The following is a 19,754-nucleotide window of genomic DNA, read 5'->3' on the forward strand; positions in this document are numbered from 1 at the left end:
AATGCTTTACCACTAGACACTACTAGTTAATGAAAACGCCCACCATTTGGTGGGCGTTTTAAGAATTAAATCTAGCCTTTGTAGTTCTTTACCGCTTGGCTCAAGACTTCATTTGCTACACCTGCTTCTTCTATTCCTTGAAGTTCCATGCCGCCGTCTTTACCTTTGTAGTTACTAAACCAAGTACTAACGATTTTAGACACGCCGTTAAACTCGTTATCCAATTGAGAAACTGATTTAATTTCAGACAGTGGAGAACCTTCAGTCATGACAGCAAGTAGTTTGTCGTCTTGCTCGCCATCATCCAGCATCTTAAGCACGCCAATTAAACGAACTTCAGCAACTGAGCCACGTGGTAAAGAGTGACCTAATACGATCACATCAAGTGGATCACCATCACCACCAAGCTCTTTAGGAAGCGCTGTGCTTGGAATAGCGCCGTAATTTGCTGGGTAACCAAGATAATTAACGACGCGTGGCTTACCTTTTTTGAACTCCCAAATTACTTGTGACGTGTCTTCCTTGTTTACTTCCCACTTCTGGTTAGTCCCCGTTGGAATCTCGATGATGGCATTGATCGTACCTTCAGTATTTACGGCTGGAATAGACATCAGATCTACGTTTGACGTTAGAGTGTAAGTGTCTGTTTGAGTAATCGCGTAGTTATCAGTGGCTAATGCGGGTGAAGATGCAATAAGCAAAGAAAGAAGTAGTTTTTTCATTGAAGTAGTCCTTTTCATAGAGTTAGCGTAAATCTACGGTAGGACTATTTCAGTTTTATTAAGTCACGGGCTTTTGATTATTCCGTAAATAGCGTTTCGTATTTAACAAAAGCGGTTTGAGTTTCACCGTAGTAGAGCGTGCCTTCAGATTGAATAGCCACTCGTAGCCAGCTTTCTGCAGAGGTTGGTTTTGGTAGGGATATAGCCCAGTGTTGACCAGTGCTATCGGTCGATGCCATATCGATAGGTTGTGCGCTCTTATCTTGGCTATCTACTAGTGATAGCTTAACTCCTTCAAGAGGGAAAGCCGCTTTCAATGTTAGATCTAACCCTTTAGCCGTTAGCTTTTCTGAGCGAAATTGCACTTTGAAGTCACCATTAGTCATATCACACAAACCACTGGTGTAGCGGCAGTTAGATTTCGCGGCCAACTTATAAGTTTCCCCTTCTTTAGCGGCATGAGGTTTTTCACTCAGCGCCATATCGGTACCAAAATAGGCAATCAGAGAGAGAATCGGGGCAATCAATAATGCGATTAGAAAGTGCTTATTTTTGAACATCTTGCGTCCTGGCTTCAACGTTAAAAGGCTAAGTTAACTCAATTTAGCGAATAAAAAAGCCCCAATCGGGGCTTTTGTGGTTTAGGTATAATTTTAGTGGTCTACTGCACCGCCAGCGCCTGCTGGTACACGTACGTGTTCAACCAAATCTTTCACTTCTTGTGGAGTTTCAGCTGTTACTTTCGATACAGCGAATGCTACTGCGAAGTTAAATACAGCACCAATTGCACCAAATGCGTTTGGCTCAATGCCTAGGAACCAGTTGCTACCCCAGCTTTCTAGGTACTTCCAGTCAGCAACGAATAGGATGCCTTTGTGTTGGAATACGTAGAATAGAGTGATACTGATACCTGCAATCATACCTGCGATAGCACCTTCTTTGTTGATACCTTTACTGAAGATACCCATCATCAGTGCAGGGAAGATGGACGATGCGGCGAGACCGAAGGCCAGTGCTACCGTACCTGCTGCAAAGCCTGGCGGATTGAGGCCGAGATAGCCTGCCACCGCAATTGCGACCGCCATAGAGATCCGACTGGCGAGCAGCTCTTTCTTCTCAGATATATTTGGATTGATGACGCCTTTTATTAAGTCATGGGATATCGCGGACGAGATAGCCAACAATAGACCTGCCGCCGTTGATAGTGCCGCTGCTAGACCACCGGCTGCCACAAGTGCAATTACCCAGTTAGGTAGTTTCGCAATCTCAGGGTTAGCTAGTACCATGATGTCACGGTCAACTTTAAGCTCATTTGTTGCTGGGCTTGAAGTGTACTCAATTAGGCCGTCACCGTTCTTGTCATCAAAACCAAGTAGACCTGTTTTCTCCCAGTTCTTGAACCAGTCAGGGCGCTCATCATATGCAAGGTGCTGACCTGGTGCTGGATTAACTGTATCCATTAGGTTTAGACGAGCCATCGCCGATACTGCAGGAGCAGTTGTGTATAGGATAGCGATGAACACTAGAGCCCAACCTGCTGATGTACGTGCGTCACGAACTTTAGGTACAGTGAAGAAACGGATGATTACGTGTGGTAGGCCTGCAGTACCGATCATGAGTGACATTGTGTAAACGAACATGTTTAACGTATCGCCACGGACTTGAGTGGTGTATTCACTAAAGCCGAGTTCGGTAACCACTTGGTCGAGCCTATCGAGTAGATAAACGTCGGTGCCTTGGATGGTACTACCTAGACCAATCTGAGGTAGAGGGTGACCTGTTAGTTGCAGAGAGATAAAGATTGCAGGAATAGTGTAAGCTAAAATGAGTACGCAATATTGAGCAATCTGCGTGTAAGTGATCCCTTTCATGCCGCCCATTACTGCGTACATAAATACGATACACATACCGATCAGTAGGCCAGTAGAGTAGTCAACCTCTAGGAAACGACCGAACGCAACACCAACACCTTTCATCTGACCGATAACGTAAGTTACTGATGCGATGATCAGACACACTACCGCTACGATACGTGCTGCGTTTGAGTAGAAACGCTCACCTACGAACTCTGGTACCGTGAACTTGCCGAACTTACGAAGGTAAGGAGCAAGAAGAAGTGCTAGAAGTACGTAACCGCCTGTCCAACCCATTAGGAATACGGAACCGCCGTAACCCATAAAGGCGATAAGACCCGCCATAGAGATAAATGATGCTGCTGACATCCAGTCTGCTGCTGTTGCCATGCCGTTTGCGATTGGGTTTACACCACCGCCTGCAACATAGAACTCTTTAGTTGATCCTGCACGAGCCCAAATCGCAATACCGATGTAAAGGATAAAGGTCGCACCAACAACGAGGTAAGTGATTGTTTTCAAATCCATCTGAGTGACTCCTTACTCATCTACGCCGAATTCACGGTCGATTTGGCGCATTTTCCACGCGTAGTAGAAAATAATACCTAGGAAGGCATAGATTGAGCCTTGTTGAGCAAACCAGAAACCTAGTTTGTAACCACCTAGTTGAAATTGATTGAGTTGATCGACAAATAAGATGCCGCAGCCGAAAGAAACGACAAACCAGATAACCATTAACGTGATCATTAGTTTTACGTTCTTATCCCAATAGGCTTTGGCTTTATCCTGACTTTCAAACGCCATTGCCGCCTCCTTACGATTGGTTTGGGTTGTTAAAAAAATGTTTCACCATGTACATTAGCAAGGGCTTGGCAAGAACTCTTTTCAACTTTAGTCGCGGCAATAAAAACGAAAAGCGCCCAAATAACGGGCGCTTAGCAAATGATGTATTGATTTTTGTGATGTTAATGTTGTGTTAAATTAGCCTAAAGTCTAACGTTTTATTTATTATTTTATAAATTCAACTTAGCTTAAATAGAAATCTTTGATCCCCATCAGCAAGTTATTGACCGCAACTGCCGCTAAAATCAGTCCCATCACACGGCTAATGATCGCTGCTCCGACATTGCCAATCCACTTTTGAATATGAGTGGCACCTAGCAGTAATAAAAGGGTGATGAGTAAGACTGCGACCATGACACCTGCGGTAATACTTTGATCAATCAATGAGAAGCGGTGATTGTCCGTCAACATAACAATCGCCATCATTGCCCCAGGAGAGGCGATTGATGGAATGGCTAATGGGTAAACCGCCAAATCGGCAAGGTCAGAACGGCTGACTTCTTCAGAAAGTTTGGTTTCCTGCTCAGGTTTGGACTCACCAAAGATCATCGTCAGAGAAAAAAGCAGTAGAACTAAACCACCTGCAGCCTGAAATGCAGGCAACGGGATTTGCATTGCTTCGAGGAGTAGCTGGCCCGCAATAAGGAAGAACAGCAATACGCCCGTGGCAATGGCTACGGCTTTAAGGGCAACTAAACGACGCTGTTTCGCAGATAAATGCTGAGTTTGTGAAAGGTAGACGGGAACAGAACCGACAGGATCAATAACCGCCCAAAGAACCACGAATTGGGTAATGATGATGCTTAACAAGAGAAGTACTCCCAGAGTTAGTGAACAGAGGGGTAAATCAGATTGTCGCCTGATTCTCGTATTCTAGCAAAATTCTGGGAGGTTAAATGTCAGATAGAGGTAAGCTAAACCTCAGATTCAAGCTGTTGCAGTAGTATTACTGCTTGAGTTCGATTTTTAACGCCTAACTTCCTGAAGATTGCCGTCATGTGGGCCTTTATGGTTGCTTCAGATACATTTAACTCATACGCAATCTGCTTGTTAAGCAATCCATCAGATAACATTCCAAGTACTTTATACTGCTGAGGAGTCAAAGTTGCTATTTTTTCAGCTAAGTCATTACAGGCCGCATTGTTTGTGATCGAGCCTTCAGGGAAGAAGGGTTCACCGTTAAGTACTTGGTTGAGGGCACTGACTAGCTCACGCATGTCACTCGACTTTGGAATGAACCCAAAAGCTCCATGACTTTTTACCTGGGTTACAACCGCTGGCTCTTCACTGGCGGAGACAACAACAATCGGTAAGTCGGGGTATTCAGCGCGAAGTTGGATCAAACCAGACATACCATTTGCCCCTGGCATTTTAAGATCCAGCAGCAGTAGGTCAGGCTCGTCTTCTTTTTTGAGCAAGGTGAGTAGTGCTTCTAAAGAATCTGCTTCGAGTAGGTTGGCACCACTCACTGCCATATGCACTGACTGAAAGAGTGCATTGCGAAATAGCGGGTGATCATCAGCAATGATAATGGTGTAGGTCGAATCCATGACGTTAACTACTTATGACTGTTTAGTTAATAGAATTATTGTCATCTTTGCGATTGTGGACAATATTTATCCGCTAAAAGTCTGAACTGTATCGGGTTTTATTAGCAAAATTGCATATATATTCCAGCCTTAAAAAATAAATGAGTACTTGCTCACTTTGGCTGGTATTACCGCCTTTTTCTCTGAACACAGCAATACCAGTAGTAGCTGAATAGCTTAAAGACTATGGGTGTCCAAATGCTTTAGAAAGGTTGGTTCATTCATAAAGCCAGTAATTCGAGCGTTTGAAACAGGCTCACCATTGGCATCCCAAAACTCAATTGTCGGTAAGCCCAGTACACGCATTTCTTTCAGTAGCTCGATATCTTGCGGCTGGTTGCGTGTGACATCTGCTTGTAATAGCACAAAGTTTTTGAGTTTGGCTTCGACCGCTGGCTGGTGGAAAGTGTACTTCTCAAACTCTTTACACGCGACACACCAATCGGCGTAGAAATCGAGCATCACTGGCTTGCCGGCAAGCTTAGCCGTTTCTAACTGTTGGTTTAGTTCTTCAATATTGTTTATTCGAATAAACTCAATCTGGCTTTGTTGTTCTACCACATTGTTACCAAAGTAGTAATTTAGAGCCGGTTGCGCTGAAGCAAAAAGACCCAGCACAGCAATGATTCCCACGACGCTCTGCTTCCAACCGCCAAACGGTAGTGAGTTCTTTACATGATACAGCCAGCCAAATGCTGCAATTCCAAGACCTGACCAAAGTGTCGTTGCCCATAGCTCAGGTAAGATACGTTCTAGCAGGAAAATAGGAGCTGCGAGAAGGATAAAGCCAAACAAGGTTTTCACTCGATCCATCCAGTTGCCAGCTTTTGGTAGCAGCTTATTGCCAAATACCGCTACCAGCATTAATGGGATGCCCATACCTATAGCTAATGCGTATAGAGCGATACCACCAGTGAGTAGATCGCCACTTTGAGCCACATACAGTAAAGCTCCTGACAGTGGTGCTGTAGTACAAGGGGAACAGACTAAGCCTGAAATAGCACCCATTGCGAAAACACCAAGAGTGCTACCACCTTGTTGTTTGTTGCTTAGGTTATTAAGCCAAGTTTGCGCACTGCTTGGCAATTGAATGGTGTATAAGCCAAACATCGAAAGTGCGAGAGTAACAAACAGTACGCTTAAACCAATCAGAACATAAGGGTGTTGCATCGCTGCTTGAAATTGCATGCCTGCAGAAGCGACCACCAATCCGAGTAAGGTATAAGTCAGCGCCATACCTTGGACATAAATAAATGCGAGCCCTAGAGCACGACCGTGACTTAGCTTTCCACTACCAAGTACGATGCTCGTCAGAATAGGATACATAGGTAGTACGCAAGGAGTGAAAGCAAGACCAACACCTAAGGCCAAGAACAACAGAGGCGTCCACCAATTGTTACCCAGCTTAGAGGCTAGGTTGGATTCACTTGATACTGGTGATGACGTACTCTCGTTAGTAGAAGCTGTTTTATCTTCAATGGCTTTTTTAGCTGGTGCGGCTGCAGTTGGTGCTTGATTATCAAAGCTCGTGAGGTCGACAACTCGTGTTTCTGGTGGGTAACAAAAACCTGCTTTTGCACAACCTTGATATTGAACAATTAGACGAGCGCCATCTTGGTAATTTGCAAGTGGGACATCAACAAAAAGAGGAGTGGTGTAAATATTCACATCCCCAAAAAACTCATCTTTATAAGGTTCGCCATCGCGCATATCAATATCACCCAGGGCGACATTTTCTCCGCTGACGGAAATGCGATGCTGGTAGAGGTAGTAATCTTCTTTAACTTGCCAGTCTATTAGAACATGGTTGCCTTGTTGAAATGCGTTAAACGGAAAAGCCTCGTCCACTGGGACGAAGGTATTGCTGTTGTTACCAAAGCTTGGCGTAGAATTCGAATTACCAAATAACGCCATAGCAGGCGCAGAGATAACGGAAACACACAGCAAGAAAAGAGATAAGGCAAAGCGCATAAACGTGTCACTTAAGTTAAATTTTCATCATTTTAACTCAATCAGACAGAGGATTGGGGGAATAAGTTTCACGATTAGCGGAATTATTCGAAATGTCTTACACAGCTTGAGTAGCGACCACTTTGGAGATAAGGAAGGCAAAAGTGATCGCTCATTAAAGGTTATGCCACACCAAGTCGAGCGCGAACTACCCGTTCACAGGCATCAATATGGTCGGTGTCTTTAGGAATGACCAACACGGTATCATTGCCGCCAACGGTACCAAGAATCTCAGTATGTGGGTCTATATCCACTAAACGCGCAACAAGTTGGGCGCTGCCTGGGTGGGTTTTTACCACTACCATTGCTTGGTTGTGGGTAATAAACTCAATTTGAGATGAAATAGAAGACTCGACGCGTACTGGTGCAGTTTCGACGGTAATACAGTAGACCTTTTTACCACATGCATTCTGCACTTTTACTACGCCCAACTGGGAAAGTAGTCGAGATACTGTCGATTGACTAATCCCCTGAAAGCCGATGTTAACTAGTGCTTCTCTTAACTCATTTTGTGTTGTGAAGCTTTGTTGTTGCAGTAGACGTTTGCAAGCTGCCGTCAGCGTTTTATCTTCGCTGTAGTCGACGACATTAGGGTTTAGAGTTTCACTCATGAGAACTCCTTAAAACATGACGTAATAATCGATCGTCCATGCGGCCATCAGCACTCCGTTCCATGTGGGTGCCGTCTATGTTGTGAGCGACCACTCTTTGGTGGCTTTATTTAGATTATCAGTCTACCACCAAAGTATATGCGGCTTTGTGAATAGGATCGCCAAATAAACAACTGGTCAAGTTGCTGTAATTAGACGTGAATTCTGAAGTTTTGCGGATATTTATCCAAACATTGGCATAAATATCCGCAAGATTTTATAGAAGGGTAAAAGAGACTAACAATGACGCAGTTAGCGTGCTTCTGTCATGATCTCTCTAGAGAATACTTTTTCACAGTAGTGGCATTTTAGCTGCACATTCTCGTGTTTTTCTTGCACTTTAAATTTGCTCTCAACCGGTTCGCCATGAGAAATACAGTTGCTGTTTGGACACTCAAATACACTCTCAATGCTATCTGGCAGAACCAAATTGAGCTTATTCACCACCTTGTACTCTTCAATTTGATTAACCGTCGCCTTTGGAGCATATAAAGCCAATTGGTTAGCTTGTTCTTTAGTCAGGTAAACATTCTCAATCTTGATCAAATCTTTTGCGCCCACAGCGGAAGAGGGCAGGTTTAAACCAATCGTAATACGCTCATTGGTTTTGTGCATTTTGAACAGCTTGAGCACTTTAATACCAATATTGGCAGGGATATGGTCGATCACAGAGCCATTACGAATCGCTTCTACTTGAAGTTGGGTTTCTTTCACCATGATATCTCTCCTGCAATTAAATGGTTTGGTTAAGAACTAGAGCTAGTAGCGCTTCACGTGCATAAACGCCGTTTTCTGCCTGCTCGAAGTAGTAAGCGTGTTTGGTCTTATCAACGTCAGTTGTGATTTCGTCAACACGTGGTAAAGGGTGTAGCACTTTTAGGTTGTCGCGCGCTTCCGTTAAAGTCGCAGCAGTAAGGATGAAAGCGGACTTCATATGCGCATATTCAGACTCATCAAAGCGCTCTTTCTGTACGCGCGTCATGTACAGCACATCCAGCTCAGGCACGACTTCTTCAATGTTACTGTGCATGCTGAATTTAATGCCGGCATCTTCAAGTTCTTCACAGATATAGTCAGGCATTGCTAGAGCATCAGGTGCAATAAAGAAAAAGCGCACGTTGTTAAACTTCGCTAGAGCCTGCGTTAGTGAGTGAACGGTACGGCCATACTTTAAGTCACCGACAAATGCGACGTTGAGGTTGTCTAGAGTGCCTTGAGTCTCGTAGATAGAGAACAGGTCGAGAAGTGTTTGCGTTGGGTGCTGGTTTGCTCCGTCACCGCCGTTAATGATAGGCACTCCCTTAGAAAACTCAGAAGCCAAACGTGCCGCGCCTTCTTGAGGGTGACGCATGACAAAAGCATCAACATACGATGCGATAACTTGTACTGAGTCAGCGAGTGTTTCCCCTTTCTTAGCCAGAGAAGTGTTACCACCGTTATCAAACCCAATCACACTGCCGCCTAAGCGCTCTACTGCCGTTTCGAATGAAAGACGAGTTCGAGTTGATGGCTCAAAGAAGCAGCTAGCCACAACTTTGTGTTTAAGTAATTCTGGATTTGGTTCAGCTTTTAATCTTGCTGCAGTGTCGACGATAAGCTCTAGCTCTTCACGGCTGAGCTCAGGGATGGAGATAATGTGCTTATTAAATAACGAATGCGCCATAGCAATGTTTCCTAGTCGTGATGTACAGACAAAAAAAAGCCCCCTAAAAATAGGAGGCTTAAAACGGATTGAACGAGAAAAACAAAACAGCAACTGTCCCTGATTCAGGGCGTTTCTTATAACAACGGTGAGTCGTTAGTTGCTGTAACATGTTGGTCTCCTTAGACAAATTGCGGAGGATTATACGCACAAAAAAACGCCACGCAAGCGTTTGCGAAAAGTATCCAGAAATTGGATTTTTATGCGAATTTCACATCTTTTCGAAACTTTTTACCAACCTTTGGTAGTTCTTGCTTATCGGCGTTTTTGGCTTTAAATCATCATCTCATCGATGAAAAAAAATGCGGGCTTTATTCAGACGTAATCGAGAAGAGTCATCATGCCACCCGCATTTCCCTGCAGAAATACTCTTCATATTTGAAACTGTAGCGGCGTTAACTGCATTCATTCGCCCGGAGTGCCGGCCCAGCCAATCATTTAGCGGACTAAACTCAGGAAGACTCATTCATTTGTTGCCATGCTACAGCTCCAACTATTTTGAGTATTGACTGCGACTAGTGGTGATTAATCACCTAATGTCGCAACCATTACCGCTTTGATTGTGTGCATGCGGTTTTCAGCTTCATCGAATACGATAGAGTAATCAGACTCAACAACTTCATCTGTTACTTCTACACCATCTTTTAGCTGAGGGTATTCTGCTGCTAGTTGTTTACCAACAGTCGTGTCTTCGCCGTGGAATGCTGGTAGGCAGTGCATGAATTTCACATGTGGGTTACCTGTTGCTTTTAGCATTTCCATGTTCACTTGGTAAGGCATCATTAGGTTGATACGCTCAGCCCATGCTTCTTTAGCTTCACCCATAGATACCCATACGTCAGTGTATAGGAAGTCACAACCTTGAACGCCTTCTTGTACATCGTCAGTTAGTGTGATTTTCGCGCCTGTTGTTTCAGCGATTTCACGACATTGTGCTACTAGCGCTTCTTCTGGCCAGAACTGTTTAGGAGCAACTAGGCGGATGTCCATACCCATTTTCGCAGCGCCAACCATTAGCGAGTTACCCATGTTGTTGCGAGCATCACCTAGGTAAGCAAATGTCATTTCATGTAGCTGTTTACCACGGCCGTGTTCCATCATAGTTAGGAAGTCAGCTAGGATTTGAGTTGGGTGGAATTCATCTGTTAGACCATTCCATACTGGCACTCCAGCATATGCACCTAGCTCTTCAACGATTTCCTGACCAAAACCGCGGTACTCGATGCCGTCGTACATGCGACCAAGAACGCGAGCAGTATCTTTCATTGACTCTTTGTGACCGATTTGAGAACCAGATGGGCCTAAGTAAGATACTTGTGCGCCCTGGTCAAATGCTGCAACTTCAAATGCACAACGAGTACGAGTTGATGTTTTCTCGAAAATTAGTGCAATGTTTTTGCCTTTTAGACGAGGTTGCTCATAGCCGTTGTATTTCGCTTTTTTCAGTTCCGCTGAAAGATCCAACATGTGTTGAATTTCACGTGGAGTAAAGTCTAATAGTTTTAGGAAGTTACGGTTGCGTAGGTTAAAAGCCATGATGTTTTCCTTCTATGTTTTGAATGCGCTCTCTTGTTTGCAGGGAAAGAGGTAAGAAAGCGCACAAGGTAATAGGTTTTAATTAATTGTTTTCTAAGGCTTAGCCTTTAGTGATATTGGTTCCAGCAGTGCCTTGTAGAATTCGTAGGCCATCTTGCAGTGAGCCGATACCGACGACTTTGCCGCCTTGTTTAATGAACTCGCAGGATGCTTCGATCTTTGGACCCATAGAGCCCGCATCGAACTGATACTTAGCCAGTTCAGTTGGATTCGTGCTGCGCAGTGCATGTTGAGTTGGTTTGCCCCAATCTAGGTAAACCGCATCTGCATCAGTCAGGATAAGCAGTGCATCGGCGTCTAATTGCTTAGCTAGGAATGCCGCTGACATATCTTTGTCGATAACCGCTTCTACACCGACCAACTTGCCATCTTCACGTTTAACTGGAATACCGCCACCGCCAGTACAAATCACTAAGTGACCTTGTTCGATCAGTGCAGTGATCGCTTCATGCTCGATGATGCCCGTTGGCTGAGGGCTTGGTACTACGCGACGGAAGTGCTGCCCATCTGGTTTGATTGTCCAGTGGTACTTCTCTGCCAGTTCACGCGCTTCAGCTTCTTCGTAGATTGGGCCGATTGGCTTAGTTGGGTCCGCGAACGCTGGGTCTTTTGGATCAACTGTCATTTGCGTCAACATGCAAGTTGCGTTGACGTTAGGCATTTGGTTTTTGAACTCTTGCATTAGCATGTAGCCGATCATGCCTTGAGTCTCACTACCTAAAACATCAAGTGGGTAAGGTGCTACTTTTTTGTATTCCAGACCTTGTAGAGCCAGTAAGCCAACTTGTGGACCGTTACCGTGAACAAGTACTACGTTGTACTCTTTTGCAATCTCAGAAATAGTTTTTACTGCGATTTCAATATTGTGGCGTTGTACATCGGCTTCTAATGGCTCGCCGCGACGAAGAAGAGCGTTACCGCCAAGTGCTACAACTACAGTTTGTTTAGTCATTGCTTTTATCTCTCTGCAGGGGCAGGAGGAAAGTTACCTCCTGCCAAATCAACGGGTTAATTAAATGCCATCACGCTCGATTGGGCAGCTCATGCAGCGAGCACCGCCACGACCACGACCTAGTTCATCACCTGGGATAGGTAGAACTGTGATACCCGCTTTGTCGTATTTCTCGTTGGTGTAAGTGTTGCCTTCGTAGCCAACAACGACGCCTGGTTTCACTGTTAGAACGTTGTTTGCGTCGTTCCACTGTTCGCGTTCAGCGTGGAAGTTGTCACCACCAGTTGTGATTAGATTTAGTTTGTCGACACCAAGTGCTTTCTCGATTGCTGTAACGAAGTAGCCTTCTTCTTTCACATTTACAGCACCAGATTGATCGCCAGTTAGGCTCCAGCATTTCACATCTTTACGCACGACTTCTGGGTAGACAGAGAAGGTATCTACGTCCATGTGTGTCATTACTGTGTCTAAGTGCATGCAAGAGCGGTGTTTTGGAAGCTCCATCGCAATGATTTGCTTAGCTTGACCATGCTTGAATAGACCTGATGCCAAGTGCTCAACACCTTGCGCCGTAGTACGCTCAGACATACCGATCAGAACCGTACCTTTACCAATAACCAGTACGTCACCGCCTTCAATTGTTGAATTGTCGTAGTTCACTTGCTCGTTGTCGCCGAAGTACTTAATGAAGTCTTGACCCGCGAAGCTTGGGTGCCAGCGGTAGATAGCACGAACATGGTTTGTTTCACGTTGACGAGCTGGTTTAGCCATCGGGTTGATAGACACACCACCGTAAACCCAGCAAGAGGTATCACGTGTGAATAGGTGGTTTGGTAGTGGTTCGATGATGAAATCTGTTGGTGCGTGTAAACCTTGCATCATAGAAGAAGATTTCATTGGCATTTCAGCGTAAGACAAACCACCTGTTAGGATTTTTGCTAACTCAATGTTTGGTAGGTCACCTAGGTAGCAACGTACATCATTCGCAAATGTCTTACCTAGACGGTAGTCAGACACTTGGTGAGTTAGTAGCCAATCTTTTGCTTCTGGTACAGCTAGTGTGTCAGCAAGAAGGTCAGTAAGTAGTAGAACCTCTACACCTTGGTCACGCAGTGTTTGAGTAAACACATCATGCTCTTTACCTGCACGTTCTACTGCAAGTACATCGTCAAACAGTAGGTCGTGACAGTTAGAAGGGGTTAGGTGAGTGAGAGCGCGTCTAGGACGGTGAACAAGAACGCGACGTAATTGACCGATTTCAGAACCTACGTATAACTTACTCATGATCGTATCTCTCTTATATTTCTTAATTTAGTTTTAATTTAAAAACTAATAATTAATTTGTAGGGAATAGAAGCGTGAATTTATTTATTCACTTATTTTGTTTCTGGAACTCATATTACGCCTGTTGGCGGGGGAATCTTAGAGGTCAATCACAGTTCGTTTTTTATGCTCCAAGCCTTGATTTACAAGGGTTTTAACAATATCTATTCACTTGTTGCTTGGATGTAAATGCCCTAATTAGGTAGGAAGTAGGGAAGTTTATGCATGGGTTTGTTCATCTAATAAGGCTTGCCGGGTTTTATAGGAAAAATATTCAATTTCTAATTGGTGACAATAAAGTGAATAGGGTGGAAATATGCACTAAGAGTTCCTATATAATTGATTTTGACTCGTGAATTAATGCTCTGGTAACAAATATTTCGGTGGTAAGTTTAATCTAGATCACATTAGCTATTTAAAACACAGTGAACACTAATTTAATACTGATAAATGAAAGTAATTAAATCTGATAGTTTTTCTTATTAATAAATATCGGGAAATACAAGTTTATTGAATGGTGTTATTTGAATTGGTCATTCCATAGCGCGGCGCAGGAGCGAGTAGGGAGTTTCTAAAATAGTGTGGCTAGCGTTAAGAGCTCCCCAACTCGTTCGTTCCTGACTCTTGAGGATGACAGCGTTGTAGCGAAGAGGAGTTTTGTTAGTCATCCATAGAGCAACGAAGGATTGAGTAGGGAATCTCTAGACGCTTTATCTCTTAACGTATAAATGAGAAAAGCCGCACTAGGGCGGCTTTGGGAGAGGGCTCACGTCCTGTGAGCCGGGTAAGGAAAAGAAACAGTTAACTTAGATTAGTGCAGCGATACTTAGACAAACGATACAGAACAGCGTCAGAATCGCTAGTAGCGGCGCTACCCATTTAACCCAACGAACATAAGGGACGCGAGCGATAGCCAGACCACCCATTACCACCGCAGATGTTGGCGTAATTAAGTTCACTAGACCTGAAGCAGACTGGTACGCAGTGATAACAAGCTCGCGACCTACGCCAGCAAAGTCAGCTAATGGCGCCATGATAGGCATGGTCAATACCGCTAGGCCTGATGTCGATGGCACTAGGAATGAAAGTAAAATTTCTAGGAAGAACATTACGTTGATGAACACCACTGACGATAGGCCAGTCACCATTTGCTCTGCTGAGAACAAGATAGTATCAGTGATCATACCGCGGTCCATCACAACCACGATACCGCGGGCGATACCAATGATAAGTGCAACACCCAATAGGTCACGAGCACCGTCGATAAAGCTATTGGTGAAGTCTTCTTCACTCATACGAGCGACCAGACCTACTAGGATTGTAGCTGCTAGGAACATCGCAGAAATCTCTGCCATCCACCAACCGGCAACTGATACACCGTAGATCATCACACCGAATGAAGCACCAAAGGTGGTTAAGATAATCTTGCGAGTTGTAGTGAACTCTAGGCCTTCTTCTGACTGGTTGCCAAGGAAGTGCGCTTTGTTCTCTTCATATTTGTCGTAAACGATAGACTTGCTTTGATCTTCGCGAACCATACGAGCATAGCGCATAACGTAAGCCACACAGATACCGTAGCCAATCACTAGCATGATTGCGCGTAGCATGATGCCGTCTGTGAAAGGAATACCTGAAGCGTTAGCGGCAATAACGGTAGCGAACGGGTTAATGGTTGAACCTAGAACACCAATACCAGCACCAAGAAGTACAGTCGCTGCGGCAACGAGTGGGTCAAAACGTGCAGCCATCATTACTGGAACAAGCAAAGTGTAGAAAGGCAGTGATTCTTCCGCCATACCATAGACAGTACCACCGGCTGCAAATAAAGCCATCAAGATAGGAATCATCATCTCTTCTCTACCTTGCAAGCGATGGGTCACTCGCTCAATGCCGGCATCAATTGCGCCTGTCTTTGTTACTAAGCCAAGGAAGCCACCAATGACTAGAATAAACAGAGAAACGTCGATAGCCGCTGCTTCATAACTGTTGTGGTCATAGAAGCCATCAATTGGTGCTAGAAGTACGTCAATCACCCCTTGAGGGTTACCTTCCACAGCTTGATAGGTGCCAGTTACAGGAACTTCGCGGCCTAGGTCTTCGTTCATCTGTCGGTCGTATTGACCTGCAGGAACGATCCAAGTAAGCATTGCAACTAAAGCAATTAGAATGAAAAGAATGGTGTAAGCAGAAGGGAATTTAAAGTTGGCAAAGAAACCACCTTTTTTTTCTTCAGTCGGTAAAGTTTGCGTTGTCATGGCTATCTCCTTACTTTTATTTATATACCGATAAATAAAAGTGAATCAGCGACTCATCGTTATTAAAAATAAATAACTTTGTAGGGAAGTTATTAGTAATTGGAATTCTTATTTAGGCATTTGCCTGTTGAAGCTATTTTAATCTGAGGGTGATTAGGTAACTTTGTGGATCTTCACAAAAATATAGCGTTTATTTTATGGTGGTTTTGTTGCGTGTTTCTGTAAGGGTTAATTGTTTGAAATAGGCGGATTAATATTCTTTTAGTTTACATGTTTTTCTTACTGGCTTAAGTGGGGTAAGGGGAAGTGAAATAAGAAGGGAATTTTATTCAAATGGTCGAATTAAAATGCAGGTTCGCTTTTTGGATGTTTTTTTGATTAAAGTCAAAAATAAAGTGTGAGGTAGATATTTTTACGATTACAAAAATAAAAGGGAGCCCGAAGCTCCCTTTTATGATGTTCTAGGTTTTACTAGATAAATAGACCACCAAATGTGAATCCAAGTGCTACAGCTGAAGCAATTGTCACGACACCAGGGACAAAGAATGCATGGTTAAAGACGTATTTACCAATACGTGTTGAGCCAGTGTCATCCATTTCAACTGCTGCAAGCAGAGTTGGGTAAGTCGGTAGTACAAACAGTGCACTCACTGCAGCGAATGACGCTACGGCAGTTAGTGGTGCTACGCCAATTGCAAGCGCCGCAGGCATAAGTGCCACAGTAGTTGCGCCTTGTGAGTAAAGCAGCATAGAGGCAAAGAACAGTACCATTGCCAGCATCCATGGGTAGTCTGCTAACAGTGCACCTGCGACTTCTTTAATGCCATCTACGTGTGCGTTTACGAACGTCGAACCAAGCCATGCAACACCAAGAACGCAGACACACGCTGTCATACCAGAGCGGAATGTCGCTGCTGCTGGAATTTTTCCTGCGTCGATTTTACAGCTCATTACGATAGCTGCAGCAGCCGCTAGCATTACTGTCATGATCGCTTCGTTACGGCCAAGCGCTGGATTTTCGATTAGGCCAATCGAGTTTGAAATAGCGGCTGCGTAACAAACCACAAAGCCAATCGCTGCAAGGAAGATATAAGTGGCTTTTTTGGCAGTTGGCAGGATCTCTCGTTGCTCATCCGTAGCGAGTTTAATCAGGCCTTTTTCTAGACGCTCTTGATAAACTGGATCATCTTTGAGTTCACAACCCATGAAGTTCGCAACGAATGCGCCAATCATACAAGCAACAAACGTGGTTGGAATACAAATCGCAAGTAGCGTTAGGTAATCAACGCCCATTGGAGCAAGCATTGCCGCGAAAGCAACAACTGCTGCAGAAATTGGTGATGCAGTGATTGCGATTTGAGAAGCTACAACCGCAATAGAAAGTGGGCGCGAAGGACGAACGCCTTGGCCTTTTGCTACTTCTGCAATTACCGGTAGAGTTGAGAATGCCGTGTGGCCTGTACCAGCCATTAATGTCATCAGGAAGGTAACAATCGGTGCGTAAAATGTGATGCGTTCAGGGTGTTTACGCAAAAAGTTTTCAGCTACTTGAACCATCCAATCTAGACCACCCGCGACTTGCATTGCTGCAATTGCGGTAATCACTGACATGATAATCAAGATTACGTCGATAGGAATGAATGCTTGGCTTGTTGGTACGCCCAATACTAAAGATAAGGCGATGACACCAGCACCACCGGCTAGGCCAATCCCAATACCGCCGATTCTTGCTCCTAAATAGATAAAAAGCAGAACGACAAAGAGCTCTACTGCCACCATATTAATTACCTCATAAAGTTAATTTTGATTCTGATTATCTAAAAACTCGTTGTCTGAATGTTTAGATAATCAGAAAATAAAGACCTTGGCGTTGATGTGGTTAACCGTATACAGGCCTAAAAAAGGCCCCGTTTGGGGCCTTTTCCTGCTGCAATTACTCGTAGCGTTTCGCTTTATACGTTGGGTGCATAAAGTTTTCAACAGAAAGAATGTCATCTAGCTCATCTTCTGTTAATAGTCCACGCTCAAGAACTACTTCGCGTACACTCTTACCTGTTTCAGCACAGATCTTACCAACAATGTCACCTTCGTGGTGGCCAATGTATGGGTTTAGGTAAGTAACGATACCGATAGAGTTGTATACGTAGTTCTCACACACTTCTTTGTTAACAGTGATGCCGTCAACACACTTGTCACGCAAGTTAACACATGCGTTGTGTAGTAGAGAGATAGACTCAAACACGCTTTGTGCGATAACTGGTTCCATTACGTTAAGCTGTAGCTGACCGCCTTCTGCTGCGAAAGAAACGGTGTTGTCGTTACCTAGAACTTTAAAGCAAACTTGGTTTACTACTTCAGGGATAACTGGGTTTACTTTTGCAGGCATGATTGAAGAACCAGCTTGCATTTCTGGTAGGTTTAGCTCGTTTAGACCTGCGCGAGGACCAGAAGAAAGTAGACGTAGGTCGTTACAGATCTTAGACAGTTTAACTGCTAGGCGTTTAAGCGCGCCGTGTGCCATTACGTAAGCACCACAGTCAGACGTCGCTTCGATAAGGTCTTCAGCAGGAACTACTTCTAAGCCTGTTACTTCCGCTAGGTGTTTCACTGCTGTTGCTTGGTAACCAGTTGGTGCGTTAAGGCCAGTACCGATTGCTGTTGCGCCTAGGTTGATTTCTAACAGTAGCTTAGACGTGTAGTCTAGTGCACGAATCTCTTCATTTAGCGTTACTGCCCAAGCGTGGAACTCTTGACCTACAGTCATAGGCACTGCGTCTTGAAGCTGAGTACGACCCATCTTCAATACGTCTTTGAATTCTTGTGCTTTAAGCTCGAATGCGCCTTTTAGGTATTCGATCGCCTCCATCAACTGATGAACACTGTTGTAAACCGCGATACGGAAGCCCGTTGGGTACGCACAGTTAGTTGATTGGCTCTTGTTTACGTGATCGTTCGGGTTGATGAACTCATATTGGCCTTTTTCCTTGCCCATCAGTTCAAGTGCAACGTTCGCGATAACTTCGTTAGTGTTCATGTTAACAGAAGTACCAGCACCACCTTGGAATACGTCTGATGGGAACTGATCCATGCACTTACCTGTTTCAAGGATCAAATCACACGCTTCTACGATGTAGTTCGCGACGTCTTTTGGAATCGCTCCAAGCTCTTTGTTTGCTAGTGCTGCTGCTTTCTTTGTCATTACCATACCACGTACAAATTCAGGTACGTCAGAGATGGTCATGTTAGAGATATTGAAGTTTTCGATCGCACGTAGAGTGTGAATGCCGTAGTACGCGTCAGCAGGTACATGACGCTCACCTAGTAAATCTTCTTCGATGCGAGTTGCAAGGTTAGCCGTTTTTGAAGTATCAGTTAGGGTAGCCATACAGGATCCTTAGGAATTTATTCTGATAATAAAGTTTATTTCTAGCCATTCTGTAGTGTAAGAATCCATTCGGCAGAATTTTTGGCTGTATAATCCGTCCTGACTTATGTGGCACATAATACTGTACCTAGCGTATAAAAATAGTAACTTGATCACCTTTTTTTGCTTTCGTTGAGTCAAAGTTATGTTAGATATGAATAGAGTGTTAATAACCCTTTAGTGGTAGTGTTTTATTGAGTTTTTTATCATGCTTATGTCACGTTTTTTTACCGCTTTAATTTGAGCTCAAACCGCGGAGCACGTACACTGAGTACAACAAAGGAGGGCGTGTGTTTCCTATCTTATTACTGCTATTTATTTTCGTTCCTATCATTGAAATAGGTCTATTTATTCAAGTTGGTGGCTTCCTTGGACTGTGGCCAACTATCGCCTTAGTGCTAATTACTGCATTCGTAGGGGCTTCCCTCGTGCGTAGCCAAGGTCTACAAACATTAATGTCGGTACAAAATCGCCTTCAGCAAGGTGAGCTTCCTGCCCAACAAATTTTCGAAGGAGTGATGCTAGCTGTCGCGGGTGTACTCCTACTTACACCAGGATTTATGACTGATGCATTGGGTATGTTGGTATTGTTGCCAGCCCCTCGCGCTATGATTGCTAAATATTTGATGAGTAAAATGGTGGTTAAATCGATGGGGAGCAATGGTTTCCACGGAAGCTTTCAAGGTGATCAATTTGGTCAAAGCCCGTTTGAACAGAACCCGTTCCATCGTGACGATTCACAACAAGGTTCTACCTTTGAGGGTGAGTTTGAACGCAAAGATGATGATGATCGAAATCGATTGAATTAAGCGATTAGCTCGGAAAAAGGCGCTCA

At 44.2% G+C, this 19,754-nt stretch carries 17 protein-coding genes; 1 reads left to right on the forward strand and 16 read right to left on the reverse strand.

All coding sequences use genetic code 11. The features are described 5' to 3' along the window. Window positions 1-71: 71 nt before the first annotated feature. From AAFX28_RS09870 to aspA, 16 genes are all read right to left on the reverse strand, one after another. The gene (locus tag AAFX28_RS09870) at window positions 72-722 is read right to left on the reverse strand and encodes an inorganic diphosphatase (RefSeq protein WP_408687358.1); all 651 of its coding nucleotides are present in this window, start codon (window positions 720-722) and stop codon (window positions 72-74) included. Window positions 723-799: 77 nt separating this feature from the next. Continuing rightward, on the reverse strand, window positions 800-1,282 hold the full coding sequence (locus tag AAFX28_RS09875) for a hypothetical protein (protein ID WP_408687360.1): 483 nt from the start codon (window positions 1,280-1,282) through the stop codon (window positions 800-802). 93 nt (window positions 1,283-1,375) lie between these two features. After that, on the reverse strand, window positions 1,376-3,103 hold the full coding sequence (locus AAFX28_RS09880) for a sodium:solute symporter family protein (protein ID WP_408687362.1): 1,728 nt from the start codon (window positions 3,101-3,103) through the stop codon (window positions 1,376-1,378). Between the two features lie 12 nt (window positions 3,104-3,115). Then, complete coding sequence (locus AAFX28_RS09885; RefSeq protein ID WP_004410602.1) at window positions 3,116-3,379, reverse strand: DUF4212 domain-containing protein; 264 nt, start codon at window positions 3,377-3,379, stop codon at window positions 3,116-3,118. A gap of 222 nt (window positions 3,380-3,601) precedes the next feature. Next, complete coding sequence (locus tag AAFX28_RS09890; RefSeq protein ID WP_408687363.1) at window positions 3,602-4,228, reverse strand: MarC family protein; 627 nt, start codon at window positions 4,226-4,228, stop codon at window positions 3,602-3,604. Between the two features lie 104 nt (window positions 4,229-4,332). Continuing rightward, window positions 4,333-4,968: a response regulator transcription factor gene (locus AAFX28_RS09895; protein WP_408687365.1), complete on the reverse strand. Its 636-nt coding sequence runs from the start codon at window positions 4,966-4,968 to the stop codon at window positions 4,333-4,335. A 216-nt stretch (window positions 4,969-5,184) separates the two neighbouring features. Beyond that, complete coding sequence (locus tag AAFX28_RS09900) at window positions 5,185-6,978, reverse strand: protein-disulfide reductase DsbD (protein WP_408687366.1); 1,794 nt, start codon at window positions 6,976-6,978, stop codon at window positions 5,185-5,187. Between the two features lie 161 nt (window positions 6,979-7,139). Further along, a complete protein-coding gene (locus tag AAFX28_RS09905; RefSeq protein WP_408687368.1) occupies window positions 7,140-7,628 on the reverse strand; it encodes an arginine repressor in 489 nt (162 codons plus the stop codon). Window positions 7,629-7,919: 291 nt separating this feature from the next. Beyond that, on the reverse strand, window positions 7,920-8,384 hold the full coding sequence (gene pyrI / locus AAFX28_RS09910) for an aspartate carbamoyltransferase regulatory subunit (RefSeq protein ID WP_408687370.1): 465 nt from the start codon (window positions 8,382-8,384) through the stop codon (window positions 7,920-7,922). 16 nt (window positions 8,385-8,400) lie between these two features. After that, window positions 8,401-9,330: an aspartate carbamoyltransferase gene (gene pyrB, locus AAFX28_RS09915; RefSeq protein WP_408687371.1), complete on the reverse strand. Its 930-nt coding sequence runs from the start codon at window positions 9,328-9,330 to the stop codon at window positions 8,401-8,403. Window positions 9,331-9,894: 564 nt separating this feature from the next. Then, window positions 9,895-10,905, reverse strand: coding sequence for an ornithine carbamoyltransferase (locus AAFX28_RS09920; RefSeq protein WP_408687373.1), 1,011 nt, complete (start codon window positions 10,903-10,905; stop codon window positions 9,895-9,897). A gap of 100 nt (window positions 10,906-11,005) precedes the next feature. Further along, window positions 11,006-11,917: a carbamate kinase gene (gene arcC, locus AAFX28_RS09925; RefSeq protein ID WP_408687375.1), complete on the reverse strand. Its 912-nt coding sequence runs from the start codon at window positions 11,915-11,917 to the stop codon at window positions 11,006-11,008. A gap of 60 nt (window positions 11,918-11,977) precedes the next feature. After that, window positions 11,978-13,201: an arginine deiminase gene (arcA, locus tag AAFX28_RS09930; RefSeq protein WP_408687377.1), complete on the reverse strand. Its 1,224-nt coding sequence runs from the start codon at window positions 13,199-13,201 to the stop codon at window positions 11,978-11,980. 845 nt (window positions 13,202-14,046) lie between these two features. Beyond that, window positions 14,047-15,495, reverse strand: coding sequence for a YfcC family protein (locus AAFX28_RS09935; RefSeq protein ID WP_408687379.1), 1,449 nt, complete (start codon window positions 15,493-15,495; stop codon window positions 14,047-14,049). Between the two features lie 471 nt (window positions 15,496-15,966). Further along, window positions 15,967-17,274 (reverse strand): anaerobic C4-dicarboxylate transporter, encoded by a 1,308-nt coding sequence (locus AAFX28_RS09940; protein WP_408687381.1) that lies wholly within the window; start codon window positions 17,272-17,274, stop codon window positions 15,967-15,969. A gap of 154 nt (window positions 17,275-17,428) precedes the next feature. Then, complete coding sequence (aspA, locus tag AAFX28_RS09945) at window positions 17,429-18,880, reverse strand: aspartate ammonia-lyase (protein ID WP_408687383.1); 1,452 nt, start codon at window positions 18,878-18,880, stop codon at window positions 17,429-17,431. Window positions 18,881-19,209: 329 nt separating this feature from the next. On the opposite strand from aspA, the gene AAFX28_RS09950 reads away from it, so the two are divergent. Then, window positions 19,210-19,728: an FxsA family protein gene (locus AAFX28_RS09950; RefSeq protein ID WP_408687385.1), complete on the forward strand. Its 519-nt coding sequence runs from the start codon at window positions 19,210-19,212 to the stop codon at window positions 19,726-19,728. Window positions 19,729-19,754 lie beyond the last annotated feature (26 nt).

It is taken from the genome of Vibrio sp. TBV020 (assembly GCF_046056895.1).
GTDB lineage: Bacteria > Pseudomonadota > Gammaproteobacteria > Enterobacterales > Vibrionaceae > Vibrio.

What these genes read in the sequence shown, in the direction of transcription:
- pyrI (WP_408687370.1), bottom strand. Translation starts at nt 8,384, where the DNA reads ATGGTGAAAGAAACCCAACTTCAAGTAGAAGCGATTCGTAATGGCTCT.
- pyrB (WP_408687371.1), bottom strand. Translation starts at nt 9,330, where the DNA reads ATGGCGCATTCGTTATTTAATAAGCACATTATCTCCATCCCTGAGCTC.
- AAFX28_RS09875 (WP_408687360.1), bottom strand. Translation starts at nt 1,282, where the DNA reads ATGTTCAAAAATAAGCACTTTCTAATCGCATTATTGATTGCCCCGATT.
- AAFX28_RS09885 (WP_004410602.1), bottom strand. Translation starts at nt 3,379, where the DNA reads ATGGCGTTTGAAAGTCAGGATAAAGCCAAAGCCTATTGGGATAAGAAC.
- AAFX28_RS09900 (WP_408687366.1), bottom strand. Translation starts at nt 6,978, where the DNA reads ATGCGCTTTGCCTTATCTCTTTTCTTGCTGTGTGTTTCCGTTATCTCT.
- AAFX28_RS09905 (WP_408687368.1), bottom strand. Translation starts at nt 7,628, where the DNA reads ATGAGTGAAACTCTAAACCCTAATGTCGTCGACTACAGCGAAGATAAA.
- AAFX28_RS09880 (WP_408687362.1), bottom strand. Translation starts at nt 3,103, where the DNA reads ATGGATTTGAAAACAATCACTTACCTCGTTGTTGGTGCGACCTTTATC.
- arcA (WP_408687377.1), bottom strand. Translation starts at nt 13,201, where the DNA reads ATGAGTAAGTTATACGTAGGTTCTGAAATCGGTCAATTACGTCGCGTT.
- arcC (WP_408687375.1), bottom strand. Translation starts at nt 11,917, where the DNA reads ATGACTAAACAAACTGTAGTTGTAGCACTTGGCGGTAACGCTCTTCTT.
- AAFX28_RS09895 (WP_408687365.1), bottom strand. Translation starts at nt 4,968, where the DNA reads ATGGATTCGACCTACACCATTATCATTGCTGATGATCACCCGCTATTT.
- AAFX28_RS09940 (WP_408687381.1), bottom strand. Translation starts at nt 17,274, where the DNA reads ATGGTGGCAGTAGAGCTCTTTGTCGTTCTGCTTTTTATCTATTTAGGA.
- AAFX28_RS09935 (WP_408687379.1), bottom strand. Translation starts at nt 15,495, where the DNA reads ATGACAACGCAAACTTTACCGACTGAAGAAAAAAAAGGTGGTTTCTTT.
- AAFX28_RS09920 (WP_408687373.1), bottom strand. Translation starts at nt 10,905, where the DNA reads ATGGCTTTTAACCTACGCAACCGTAACTTCCTAAAACTATTAGACTTT.
- AAFX28_RS09870 (WP_408687358.1), bottom strand. Translation starts at nt 722, where the DNA reads ATGAAAAAACTACTTCTTTCTTTGCTTATTGCATCTTCACCCGCATTA.
- aspA (WP_408687383.1), bottom strand. Translation starts at nt 18,880, where the DNA reads ATGGCTACCCTAACTGATACTTCAAAAACGGCTAACCTTGCAACTCGC.